Below are 11887 nucleotides of genomic sequence, written 5' to 3' on the forward strand. Positions count from 1 at the left end.
TAAGATGGCAAAAACCTATCATTTTATCGGAATTAAAGGATCAGGAATGAGTGCCTTGGCTTTGATGTTGCACCAAATGGGGCATAAGGTTCAAGGATCTGATGTAGAGAAATATTACTTTACACAACGTGGATTAGAGCAAGCAGGGATTAAAATTTTACCTTTTGATGAGAAAAATCTTCAAGGGGATTTAGAGATTATCGCTGGGAATGCCTTTCGCCCAGATAACAACGTAGAAATTGCCTACGCAGATAAGAATGGGATAAGTTATAAACGTTATCATGAGTTCCTTGGTAGCTTTATGCGTAATTTTGTCAGTATGGGAGTTGCGGGTGCACATGGTAAAACATCAACAACAGGGATGCTTTCTCACGTATTATCACATATTACTGATACGAGCTATTTAATTGGGGACGGTACAGGTCGTGGTTCTGCAAATGCCAAGTATTTTGTCTTCGAATCAGACGAGTATGAGCGTCATTTCATGCCATATCATCCAGAGTATTCCATCATTACCAATATCGACTTTGACCATCCAGACTACTTTACGAGCCTAGATGATGTTTTCAATGCCTTTAACGATTACGCAAAACAAATCACCAAAGGTCTGTTTGTATTCGGTGAAGATAAAGAGTTGCGTAAGATTACGAGTAATGCTCCAATCTATTATTATGGATTTGATGCTGAAAATGACGACATTGTAGCCAGCAATCTTCTTCGCTCAACGACAGGCTCAACCTTCACAGTTCATCATCATGGAGAAAATCTTGGGCAGTTCCACATTCCTACTTTTGGTCGTCACAACATCATGAATGCAACAGCAGTAATTGGTTTACTTTATACTGCAGGCTTTGACATGGATTTAGTTCGCGAACACTTGAAGACTTTTGGAGGAGTAAAACGTCGCTTTACAGAAAAAATTGTCAATGATACTGTTATTATCGATGATTTTGCACACCATCCAACTGAAATTATTGCTACCTTAGATGCTGCGCGTCAAAAATATCCACACAAGGAAATTGTAGCTATTTTCCAACCGCATACCTTTACAAGAACCATTGCCTTGTTAGATGAATTTGCGGATGCCCTAAACCAAGCGGATGCCGTTTATTTGGCACAAATTTATGGTTCAGCCCGTGAGGTTGATCATGGGGATGTTAAAGTGGAAGACCTAGCTAATAAAATTCATAAAAAACATCAAGTTATTACTGTTGAAAATGTATCTCCTCTTCTTGATCATGACAATGCAGTCTACGTATTCATGGGAGCGGGTGATATTCAAACCTACGAATACTCATTTGAACGTCTCTTGTCAAATTTGACCAGCAATGTTCAGTAAGGAATAACATGGAATGTCCAATTAATATTAGGGAAGCTCAGCATTCTGATATTGAACAAATTTGTTCGATACAGGAAAGTACTCTGAATTTCCAAGACCAACTAACTCAAGAAATACTAGAAGAACGTATCCGCAATCATGCGGATACGTTTCTCTTAGCCAGCTTTGATAATCAGGTAATTGCTTATATCGTTGCAACGACTATTACCGACTTTTCTTTACACAAATGGATTATAGATAACAAAGATGAGGATTCTATTAACGAAAACTCAACAATCATTGAAGAACTATCAGTACATCCAGACTTTCAGAAACAAGGTTTTGGAACCTTGTTACTTGCAAGTCTTAAGGAAGTTACCCGTCAAAAAAATAGTCCAACTATTTATTTTCTCTGTAAAGATGAATTGCTTTCTTACTTTGAACTGAATGGATTTATAGATCAAGGGTTCATAGAAGGAGAAAGAAGCAGTGAAGATGCCTTTCTCATGTGTTGGGGGAATCCCTTTTATCAGGAGGAGTTATGATTATTCGACCAGCTAGACTAGACGATTTAGACCGTATTGTAGAGATTGAATTAGAGAATTTTTCGATAGAAGAAGCCATACCTCGCTCTGTTTTTGAAGCACATTTAAAGAAAATAGAGACCAGTTTTCTGGTGGCTGAAAAAGAAGGGGAGATTCTTGGCTATATTGAAGGACCGGTAGTCCCCAATCGTCACTTGCAGGACCAATCTTTTACTGAAGAAATAGAAGATTACAGTCATCAAAAAGGTGGTTACATATCTGTAACTTGTCTGTCCATTACTAAGGAAGCCCAATCATTAGGACTGGGACGAAAACTCTTAACTGCCTTGAAAGAAGTGGCTTTTAAGTATGAACGCAAGGGAATTAATTTAACCTGCCACGATTACCTCATTGAATATTATGAAAAACATGGTTTTGTCAATGAAGGAAGATCTAAGTCGCAGTTTGCAGGGGAAGAATGGTATGATATGGTCTGGGAAAACAGGAATTAGTTGGTAGAATGGTATCTATGGTTGCTTTTCTTTGGTTTTTAAGATATAATATTAAGGATTATCAACAAGGAGGTAATTACCTTTGAGCGAACATTCAAATGAAGAAGAAAAATTAAGTTTTAAAGAAAAAATTCTACGTGACTTAGAGCAACAGAAAAAAGAGGCCACTAAATCAGAACAAACTGACGATCTCCTTTCAACTTTAGTCAATTCTTCTGAGTTAACTTCAGGAAAAAAAGAACCAAGCATATCTGATGAAGAGTTAATTGAAAAATCAGTTTCAGCTGTGGATCAGTTAATTGATAATGCACCAGCTGTTCCTCCACGTCCAACTATTACAGAAGAAGCTCCAGAAGAGGTTGTTGAGTCATTTCAATCTATCTCAGAAAAAGAAGAAAAACATTCAATTCCAACAAAGGTGTCAGTTTCATACCGCACTCAGGATGCTTCACCTGAAGTGGATGAAACGGTAAAACCTGAATCAGATCAGGAAGAAACTACAACTGAAAATCCTGTTGAAGTAGACACAGAAGCGCCAGGACTTTCTAGAAGAAGTCAAAGAGAGCCTGTGAAACCAATTAAGAAAAAGAAAAAATCCCACTTTAAAGGAATTTTAATGACCATATTAGTATTGTTGATCTTACTTGGTGCTGGTGGGTTCTTTGGTCTCCGTTATGCTGAATCAGCTTTGCTACCTGTAGATCCAAGTTCTAAACAATATGTGACTGTACAAATTCCTGATGGGGCTAATACTCAACAAATTGGTGAAACCTTGGAGAATTCTGGTTTAATTAAAAATAGTTTGGTATTTACCATGTATGCCAAGTATAAGAATTACTCTGACTTAAAATCAGGTTATTATAACTTGAAGAAAAGTATGAGTACAGAGGAATTGATTAAAGCGCTACAAAAGGGTGGGACACCAGAACCTCAAGAACCTTCCCTAGCTGAATTGACTATCCCTGAAGGTTATACTTTGGAACAAATTGCACAGGCGGTTGGTCAACTTCAAGGCGACTTTAAGGAACCTTTGACTGCAAACGCATTTATGGCAAAAGTTCAAGATGAAAGCTTTATTACTAAAGAGGTTGCTAAATATCCGAATCTACTTGAGAGCTTACCAGCAAAAGATAGTGGTGTCCGTTATCGTTTAGAAGGCTATCTTTTCCCTGCAACCTATACGATTAAAGAAAGTACAACTGTTGAAAGTCTAATTGATGATATGTTGGCAGCTATGGATAAAAATCTATCTAATCACTATGCTACCATCAAACAAAAGAATTTAACAGTTAATGAGCTATTAACGATTGCTTCTCTTGTTGAAAAAGAAGGTGCAAAAACAGATGATCGTAAGTTGATTGCTGGAATTTTCTATAATCGCTTGAATCTTGGTATGCCACTTCAAAGTAATATTGCCATTCTTTATGCAGAAGGTAAACTTGGTCAAAATATCAGTCTTGCTGATGACGCTGCTATTGATACTACTCTTGATTCACCGTATAACGTATATACAAAAGTGGGTCTTATGCCTGGTCCAGTTGATAGCCCAAGCTTAGATGCTATCGAATCAAGTATCAATCAGACTAAGAGTGATTATCTATACTTTGTTGCTAATGTTCAAGATGGTAAAGTTTACTATTCAACTACTTTAGAAGAACATAATCGAAATGTTCAAGAGCATATTAATGGTAAATTAAACCAGTCCAATAGCACAAACTAAAATTATGTGGTTTTCCACATAATTTTGCTTTTAAAAGTAAATATTTATTTAAATAATTTAAAGAAAGTTGAGAAAAATGGTAGAAAAAACTTATCCAATGACATTGGAAGAAAAAGAAAAACTTGAAAAAGAATTAGAAGAATTAAAATTAGTACGTCGCCCAGAAGTTGTAGAACGGATCAAAGTTGCCCGTTCATATGGTGACTTATCTGAAAACAGTGAATATGAAGCCGCTAAGGACGAACAAGCTTTCGTTGAGGGACAAATCTCAAGTCTAGAAACTAAGATTCGTTACGCAGAAATCGTCAATAGCGATGCAGTTGCTCAAGATGAAGTTGCTATTGGAAAAACTGTAACCATCCAAGAAGTCGGAGAAGATGATGAAGAAGTTTATATCATTGTCGGGTCAGCTGGTGCAGATGCTTTTGCTGGTAAAGTCTCTAATGAAAGTCCAATAGGACAAGCATTGATTGGTAAGAAAACTGGAGACATTGCGACAGTTGAGACACCTGTTGGTAGCTACGATGTCAAAATTTTGAAAGTAGAAAAAACAGTCTAATCAAATTGATGAGAAAAGGAGGTATGGTCTTTCCTAACTCCTTTTTCTTCTAAAATGGATAGGAGACATATGAGTTCACAAAAAAATAAAAATAAGATGAAGCGTGGCCTAACCAACCGTCATGTCCAAGTCATGGCAATCGCTGGGACTATCGGAACAGGTCTCTTTTTAGGAGCAGGTCGTTCAATCAGTTTGACGGGGCCTTCAATTGTTCTGATTTATATGATCACAGGTGCCTTTATGTTCTTGATGATGCGCGCTGTCGGTGAAATGCTTTATCAAGATCCTGAACAACATACCTTTATCAATTTTATTACCCGTTACCTTGGTAAGGGCTGGGGATATTTTTCAGTCTGGTCTTACTGGTTATCAGTTATCTTTATAGGAATGGCGGAAATCACAGCCATTTCCCAGTATGTTCAGTTCTGGTTTCCGTCTTGGCCAGGATGGCTGATTCAGATTAGCTTTTTGGTTATTCTAGGTTTGGTAAATCTGATTGCCGTTAAAATCTTTGGAGAAGTTGAATTTTGGTTTGCCATGATTAAAATTGTGGCTATTCTTGCTATGATTGCCACAGGGGTATTTATGGTATTGACAGGATTTGAGACACCTCATGGAGCTGCGAGCATAGCAAATATTACCAATCATTTCTCTCTTTTTCCAAATGGAGTTGTGAACTTTGTCATGGCTTTTCAAATGGTATTTTTTGCTTATCTGATGATTGAATTCATCGGTGTAACGACATCTGAAACGAAAAATCCTCGTCAGGTTTTGCCAAAAGCCGTTAAAGAAATTCCATTGAGAATTGGTTTCTTCTACGGAGGAGCTCTTTTGTCAATCATGGCTATCATTCCATGGAAGGAGCTAGGTTCAGCAGATTCACCATTTGTTACGGTGTTCCAATTAGCAGGTGTTAAATGGGCAGCCGCTTTGATTAACTTTGTTGTCTTAGCTTCAGCAGCATCAGCTTTGAATTCAACCCTATATTCTACAGGTCGACACTTGTATCAGATTGCACATGATTCGCCTAATCGCTTCCTAAAAGCCATTAAGGCGGACACACTTTCTCGTCATAATGTTCCTCAGAATGCCATCATTGCTTCAGCTGTATTGATTGGTCTTGCTGCCTTTATCAATGTACTTCCTGGTGTATCAGATGCTTTTGCTTTGATTACAGCTTCCTCATCGGGTGTTTACATTGCCATCTACATCTTGATCATGGTAGCTCATCTTAAGTATCGTAAGTCCAAAGATTTTATGGCGGATGGGTATCTCATGCCTTACTACAAATTTTTAAATCCCTTAACAATCCTCTTCTTTATCTTTGTATTTGTGATTCTTTTCCTACAAGAATCAACTGTTATGGGAGCTAGAGGCTCAGCTATCTGGATTGTCGCTTTTGGTATATATAGCCAGTGGAAATTTAGAAAATAAAACAGAAACTCATCAACATTAGTTGGTGGGTTTTCTAGTTTGACAGCTTTTTAAAATAGGAATATAATCATGCTATAAGTATCTTCGAGGAGGGTTTGAATGCATATTCAATTGGAGAATACAGAGTCACAGAAAGCACAGAAAATAGGAAATTTGATTCGCACCTATAATCGTTCTAAAAGAGAAGTTGCTGAAAGTGAGCCACTTAATCTATATATTGAAGATGAACATGGTGAAATCATGGCTGGTTTAGTAGCAGAGACTTTCGGGAATTGGTTAGAAATCGAGTATTTGTTTGTGAAGGAGGACTTGCGAGGACAAGGAATCGGCTCCCAACTATTGCACCAAGCAGAAAGTGAAGCTAAAAAGAGAAACTGTCGCTTTGCTTTTGTGAATACCTATCAGTTTCAAGCACCAGCCTTTTATCAGAAGTATGGCTACAAGGAAGTTTTTACTTTGAAAGATTATCCCTATACTGGACAAAGATACTATTATCAAAAAGATTTGTAAGTATAGAACTCTCTATCATTTCGGTGGTAGAGTTTTTTTGTTAAAAAAATCGCACAAAATGACAGGTATATATTGCATAATGTAAAATATATGATATAATAAACTTAGAAATAAGCGCAACTTTTTAAAATCTAAAAGGAGGTAAGAAGTGGCTAAGAATTTAAAATTAAAACTAGCTCGAGTGGAGTTAGATATGACACAGAGTGACTTGGCAGATGCTGTAGGTGTGACTCGACAGACTATCGGCTTGATAGAAGCAGGAAAGTACAATCCTAGTCTTTCCCTTTGCCAGTCTATTTGCAGATGCTTAGGGAAAACTTTAGATCAATTATTTTGGGAGGAAGAAGATGAAAAATAGATTATTTTATTATCAATTACTGGATGAAAGAGAAGAACAACAACTTCATAAAGCGGGTGCAGAGAGTTTTCATATTTCTACCGGATTATTGTTTCTAGCTTATTTCATATCAGTGTTAGCACCAAGCCTTTTTAATCCTAGCATGCTTCTCGCAATTATCATCATAGGGAATTTTTACTTTATCAATCGTGCTAGAAGTCTAGGTGTGACCTACTATAGTCGTTTTCATTTTACAATTTTAGGTTGTCTATTATTAACTCTAGTGATTACAGCTACCTTGATGCTACAAAACTACCAGTTTAATATCGAAATTTATCAGCACAACCCTCTACATATTAAGTACATTTATGCATGGGTATTTACTTATATCTTTTATCTTCCATGGGTCTTTATTGGTAACTTAGGCTTGAAAAGTTATGGTGAATGGGCCCAGAAGAAGTATGAAAAAGCGATGGATGCGTTGGAGAAAGAATGAAAGCTTGTTACAATTTTCTCAATCCTTTTCAAATATGATATAATAGTACTAATTTATAAGATGGTGAGAGTTTCGCCATTCCGTAAACTAAGGAAGAAGGAATAGATATGTATCCAGATGATAGTTTAACATTGCACACTGATTTGTATCAGATTAATATGATGCAAGTATACTTTGATCAAGGCATTCATAATAAGAAAGCAGTTTTTGAGGTGTATTTCCGCCAACAGCCATTTAAGAATGGGTATGCTATCTTTGCAGGTTTAGAGCGTATTGTGAAGTACTTGGAAAACTTACATTTTTCAGATAGCGATATTGATTATTTAGAGTCACTTGGTTATCACGGTGATTTTTTGGAATATCTCCGTAACCTCAAGATGGAATTGACTGTACGTTCTGCTCAAGAAGGGGACTTGGTATTTGCCAATGAACCGATTGTTCAAGTGGAAGGTCCTTTGGCTCAGTGTCAATTAGTTGAAACAGCCCTTTTGAATATTGTTAACTTTCAAACCTTGATTGCGACCAAGGCAGCTCGTATTCGTTCGGTTATCGATGATGAACCTTTGATGGAGTTCGGTACACGTCGTGCACAAGAAATGGATGCGGCTATCTGGGGGACTCGTGCGGCTGTTATTGGTGGAGCTAATGGAACTAGTAATGTGCGTGCAGGAAAGCTTTTTGGTATTCCGGTTTTAGGAACTCACGCACATTCCTTGGTACAGGTCTATGGCAATGATTATCAAGCTTTTAAAGCTTACGCAGCGACTCATAAGAACTGTGTTTTTCTAGTTGATACCTATGACACCCTACGTATCGGTGTTCCAGCAGCGATTCAGGTTGCGCGTGAACTTGGTGACAAAATCAACTTTTTAGGAGTTAGGATTGACTCTGGGGATATTGCTTATATTTCTAAGAAAGTCCGTCAACAGTTGGATGAGGCTGGATTTACTGATGCTAAGATTTATGCATCCAACGACCTTGACGAAAATACCATTCTTAACCTCAAGATGCAAAAGGCTAAGATTGATGTTTGGGGTGTGGGAACTAAGCTCATCACGGCCTATGATCAACCAGCGCTTGGAGCAGTTTATAAGATTGTTGCCATCGAAGATGAAAATGGTCACATGCGTAATACAATTAAACTCTCTAGCAATGCTGAGAAAGTTTCAACTCCGGGTAAGAAACAAGTTTGGCGCATTACCAGTCGTGAAAAAGGCAAATCAGAAGGGGACTACATTACCTATGATGGTGTTGATGTCACAAGTATGACAGAAATCAAGATGTTCCATCCAACTTATACTTACATCAAGAAGACTGTTCGTGATTTTGAAGCCGTTCCTCTCTTGGTTGATATTTTCAAGGATGGCAAGTTAGTCTATGATTTACCAAGTCTGTCTGAAATTCAAGCCTATGCACGTAAAGAATTTGATAAATTGTGGGACGAATATAAACGTGTCCTCAATCCTCAGCATTATCCAGTCGACTTAGCGCGTGATATTTGGCAAGATAAGATGGAATTGATTGACAAGATGCGCAAGGAAGCTCTAGGCGAAGGAGAAGAAGAATGACCTTACAAGAAGAGATTATCCAAGAATTGGGTGTCAAACCGGTGATTGATCCAAAAGAAGAAATCCGACGCTCCATCGACTTTCTAAAAAGATATCTGAAAAAGCATCCCTTCCTTAAAAGTTTTGTTTTAGGGATTTCCGGAGGTCAAGACTCAAGCCTAGCTGGACGCTTAGCTCAACTAGCTATTGAAGAAATGCGTGCAGAAACGGGTGATGATAGCTATAAATTTATCGCTGTTCGCTTACCCTATGGTGTGCAAGCTGATGAAGATGATGCCCAAAAAGCCTTACACTTCATTCAACCAGATGTGAGTTTGGTAGTAAATATCAAAGATTCTGTTGATGCTATGACAGTAGCAGTAGAAGTGACAGGCAGTCCTGTTTCAGATTTTAATAAGGGAAATATCAAGGCTCGTAGCCGTATGATTGCTCAGTACGCCCTTGCAGGTGCTTATAGCGGAGCGGTTATTGGTACCGACCATGCTGCTGAAAATATTACAGGATTCTTTACCAAGTTTGGTGACGGGGGTGCAGATATCTTACCTCTTTATCGCCTCAATAAACGTCAAGGAAAACAACTCCTGAAGGAACTTGGAGCTGACTCATCCCTCTATGAGAAGGTACCAATCGCAGACCTGGAAGAAGAAAAACCAGGCTTGGCAGATGAAGTGGCCTTGGGAGTTACTTATAATGAAATCGATGACTATCTCGAAGGAAAACAAGTAAGTCCAGAAGCCCAAGCAACTATCGAAAAATGGTGGCACAAAGGCCAACACAAACGCCACCTACCAATCACAGTGTTTGATACGTTTTGGGAGTAAAAACCTCCGGGGGAAGTTTTTACCCCGAGTCTTGAAAGGGGAAAACGAGGAAGGTCCGGTAACTCGAAGAGTTTGATTTCGTTGTCTCACCCCCGCAACGATGACTAGGCTTGAACAAACTTGACAAAGTGCATTTCAAGCCAGACAGCGACTGCGTCATGAAATTAGAGGAGACTGTTGTTTTCTCAATGTTTATGAGTGTAGTGTTTTTACCCCGAGCCTGAAAATAGAAAAGCGAAGAAGGTCCGGAGGACCTTTTTCACTTTATAACTTAAATTAGGAGAGTGAGATAGGTCAATGCAAGTTTGAACCAATCCATAAAATAGAAAGCGAGTTACGATTATGAAAGAACTAGGAACACAAACTATAGAGACAGAACGATTGATTTTGAGGAGATTTGTGGAAACTGATGCTCAAGCCATGTTTGAAAATTGGGCCTCACGATCAGAAAATCTGACTTATGTGACTTGGGATCCACACTTAAATGTTGAACAGACTCGGAATTCTATTGGCAATTGGGTAAAATCCTATGATGAACCAAATTACTACAAATGGGCTATTTGTTTCAAAGAAAATCCAGACTATGTTATCGGAGATATCAGTCTTGTTAGTGTCGATGAAGAAAACTCTAGTTGTGAAATCGGCTATATCTTAGGCATGGACTACTGGGGTCGAGGGCTCATGACGGAAGCCTTGAAGGCTGTTTTGTCATTCTGTTTGCATGAGATTGGATTTGAACAAGTTGATGCTTGTTACGTAAGTTTAAATCCTGCATCGGGTCGTGTCATGGAAAAAGCAGGTATGACTTTTTGGAAAACTGTTCCAAATGCAGTTGAACGAAAAGGCTATAAAGCTGATAAAATGTATTACCAAATCAAAAAATAAGATGGAAAAGTGAAGCTTTTCCATCTTATTTTTTATAAAATACCTTTTAATCAAAGTAAAGCAAATCTTTGCTGGTGCTTGTAAAGAGGTCAAAACCGTCTTTAGTAACAACACCACAGTCTTCGATACGAACGCCGACTTTACCAGGGATGTAAATACCAGGTTCAACAGAGAAGCACATACCTTCTTCGATGATCATGTCGTTTCCTTCCATGATGGATGGGAATTCATGCACATCCATACCGATACCGTGACCGAGACGGTGGTTGAAATACTCACCGTAGCCAGCTTTTTCAATCACTTCACGAGCAGCACGGTCGACTTCATGAGCTGTCACACCAGGTTTGATAAAGTCAAGGGCAGCTTGTTGAGCTTCAAGAGTCAAGTTGTAAATATCTTTCTTGAATTGGTCTGGCTTACCAACAGCAACTGTACGAGTCATATCTGATGCATAACCATTGACCATCACACCGAGGTCAAAGAGGAGAAGAGCATCGTTTTCAACCTTGTTAGCAGCAGGGATACCATGAGGGTTTGCAGCATTGTTTCCTGTTAAGACCATAGTATCAAAACTCATTTCATAACCATCTTGTTTCAATGCAAAGTCGATTTGAGCTATAATATCTGTTTCAGTTTTATCTAATGAAATATTATCAAAGCCAACTCTTACAGCTTTGTCTGCATACTGACCAGCTACCATCATTTTTTTGACTTCATCGGCAGATTTGATGAGGCGCATCCGTTGGATCAATGGTGTTAAGTTTTCAAATTCAGCTTTTCCAAATACTGATTGGAGGCCATGATACTTGGTCAAGATAAGGTTGCTAAACTCAACAGCAACACGTTTAAATTCAACTTGTGGCAAGGCGTTTTGAATTTTTTTCCAAGGATTTTCAGAGTCAACATAGCCAACAACTGGGAATGATACGGTACTGGTTGCACGCTCAACCTCTAGCGCGGGAACAAAGAGTAGAGGTTCTTGGCCTTTAAGGACAAAGAGGAACATTTGGCGTTCGTGTGGGTCACTGTAAAAGCCAGTGAGATAGTTAATTGTGACGGGGTCAGATACGACAGCGACGTCTAGTTTTTCTGATTCAAGATATGTTTCAATTTGTTGTAATTTAGACATAAGCTACCTTCTTTCTACCCCTCTATTTTGGCAAAAAATGGAAAAAAATGCAAGGAAGAAGGAGAAAAAGCATA

General features: G+C 38.4%; 13 protein-coding genes. 12 read left to right on the plus strand and 1 reads right to left on the minus strand.

Annotated features, from left to right (window positions below; genetic code table 11):
- Positions 1–4: 4 nt before the first annotated feature.
- The 12 genes from murC to HMPREF3237_RS07355 all read left to right on the plus strand — a co-directional run bounded on the left by murC (position 5) and on the right by HMPREF3237_RS07355 (position 10684).
- Positions 5–1339, plus strand: a complete 1335-nt coding sequence (murC, locus tag HMPREF3237_RS07300; protein ID WP_070889358.1) for a UDP-N-acetylmuramate--L-alanine ligase — start codon at positions 5–7, stop codon at positions 1337–1339.
- Positions 1340–1347: 8 nt separating this feature from the next.
- Positions 1348–1863 (plus strand): GNAT family N-acetyltransferase, encoded by a 516-nt coding sequence (locus HMPREF3237_RS07305; protein ID WP_070889359.1) that lies wholly within the window; start codon positions 1348–1350, stop codon positions 1861–1863.
- On the plus strand, positions 1860–2354 hold the full coding sequence (locus HMPREF3237_RS07310; RefSeq protein WP_070889360.1) for a GNAT family N-acetyltransferase: 495 nt from the start codon (positions 1860–1862) through the stop codon (positions 2352–2354). The genes HMPREF3237_RS07305 and HMPREF3237_RS07310 overlap by 4 nt, the downstream gene beginning before the upstream one ends.
- An 82-nt stretch (positions 2355–2436) precedes the next feature.
- Positions 2437–4074: an endolytic transglycosylase MltG gene (gene mltG / locus HMPREF3237_RS07315; RefSeq protein WP_070889361.1), complete on the plus strand. Its 1638-nt coding sequence runs from the start codon at positions 2437–2439 to the stop codon at positions 4072–4074.
- Between the two features lie 76 nt (positions 4075–4150).
- Positions 4151–4633: a transcription elongation factor GreA gene (gene greA / locus HMPREF3237_RS07320; RefSeq protein WP_006145294.1), complete on the plus strand. Its 483-nt coding sequence runs from the start codon at positions 4151–4153 to the stop codon at positions 4631–4633.
- A 69-nt stretch (positions 4634–4702) separates the two neighbouring features.
- Complete coding sequence (locus HMPREF3237_RS07325; RefSeq protein WP_070889362.1) at positions 4703–6067, plus strand: amino acid permease; 1365 nt, start codon at positions 4703–4705, stop codon at positions 6065–6067.
- Between the two features lie 99 nt (positions 6068–6166).
- Complete coding sequence (locus HMPREF3237_RS07330; protein WP_083327692.1) at positions 6167–6577, plus strand: GNAT family N-acetyltransferase; 411 nt, start codon at positions 6167–6169, stop codon at positions 6575–6577.
- Between the two features lie 148 nt (positions 6578–6725).
- Positions 6726–6935, plus strand: a complete 210-nt coding sequence (locus tag HMPREF3237_RS07335; protein ID WP_006145297.1) for a helix-turn-helix transcriptional regulator — start codon at positions 6726–6728, stop codon at positions 6933–6935.
- Positions 6925–7410 carry a DUF6773 family protein gene (locus HMPREF3237_RS07340; protein ID WP_006145298.1) on the plus strand — a complete coding sequence of 162 codons (486 nt, stop codon included), beginning with the start codon at positions 6925–6927 and terminating at the stop codon, positions 7408–7410. Before HMPREF3237_RS07335 ends, HMPREF3237_RS07340 begins: the two co-directional genes overlap by 11 nt.
- 107 nt (positions 7411–7517) lie before the next feature.
- On the plus strand, positions 7518–8978 hold the full coding sequence (locus HMPREF3237_RS07345) for a nicotinate phosphoribosyltransferase (protein WP_070889363.1): 1461 nt from the start codon (positions 7518–7520) through the stop codon (positions 8976–8978).
- The gene (gene nadE, locus HMPREF3237_RS07350; RefSeq protein WP_070889364.1) at positions 8975–9799 is read left to right on the plus strand and encodes an ammonia-dependent NAD(+) synthetase; all 825 of its coding nucleotides are present in this window, start codon (positions 8975–8977) and stop codon (positions 9797–9799) included. Before HMPREF3237_RS07345 ends, nadE begins: the two co-directional genes overlap by 4 nt.
- Before the next feature lie 342 nt (positions 9800–10141).
- Positions 10142–10684 carry a GNAT family N-acetyltransferase gene (locus HMPREF3237_RS07355; protein WP_070889365.1) on the plus strand — a complete coding sequence of 181 codons (543 nt, stop codon included), beginning with the start codon at positions 10142–10144 and terminating at the stop codon, positions 10682–10684.
- 46 nt (positions 10685–10730) lie between these two features.
- On the opposite strand, the gene HMPREF3237_RS07360 is transcribed toward HMPREF3237_RS07355, so the two are convergent.
- A complete protein-coding gene (locus tag HMPREF3237_RS07360) occupies positions 10731–11813 on the minus strand; it encodes a M24 family metallopeptidase (protein WP_070889366.1) in 1083 nt (360 codons plus the stop codon).
- Between the last annotated feature and the right edge of the window lie 74 nt (positions 11814–11887).

The sequence above is a fragment of the Streptococcus sp. HMSC34B10 genome, assembly GCF_001839505.1.
In the GTDB taxonomy this organism is placed as follows: domain Bacteria; phylum Bacillota; class Bacilli; order Lactobacillales; family Streptococcaceae; genus Streptococcus; species Streptococcus peroris.

Coding starts and splice junctions, on each gene's coding strand:
- HMPREF3237_RS07310 (WP_070889360.1), top strand. CDS start 1,860: ATGATTATTCGACCAGCTAGACTAGACGATTTAGACCGTATTGTAGAG.
- nadE (WP_070889364.1), top strand. CDS start 8,975: ATGACCTTACAAGAAGAGATTATCCAAGAATTGGGTGTCAAACCGGTG.
- greA (WP_006145294.1), top strand. CDS start 4,151: ATGGTAGAAAAAACTTATCCAATGACATTGGAAGAAAAAGAAAAACTT.
- HMPREF3237_RS07305 (WP_070889359.1), top strand. CDS start 1,348: ATGGAATGTCCAATTAATATTAGGGAAGCTCAGCATTCTGATATTGAA.
- HMPREF3237_RS07325 (WP_070889362.1), top strand. CDS start 4,703: ATGAGTTCACAAAAAAATAAAAATAAGATGAAGCGTGGCCTAACCAAC.
- HMPREF3237_RS07360 (WP_070889366.1), bottom strand. CDS start 11,813: ATGTCTAAATTACAACAAATTGAAACATATCTTGAATCAGAAAAACTA.
- HMPREF3237_RS07355 (WP_070889365.1), top strand. CDS start 10,142: ATGAAAGAACTAGGAACACAAACTATAGAGACAGAACGATTGATTTTG.
- HMPREF3237_RS07340 (WP_006145298.1), top strand. CDS start 6,925: ATGAAAAATAGATTATTTTATTATCAATTACTGGATGAAAGAGAAGAA.
- HMPREF3237_RS07345 (WP_070889363.1), top strand. CDS start 7,518: ATGTATCCAGATGATAGTTTAACATTGCACACTGATTTGTATCAGATT.
- HMPREF3237_RS07330 (WP_083327692.1), top strand. CDS start 6,167: ATGCATATTCAATTGGAGAATACAGAGTCACAGAAAGCACAGAAAATA.
- murC (WP_070889358.1), top strand. CDS start 5: ATGGCAAAAACCTATCATTTTATCGGAATTAAAGGATCAGGAATGAGT.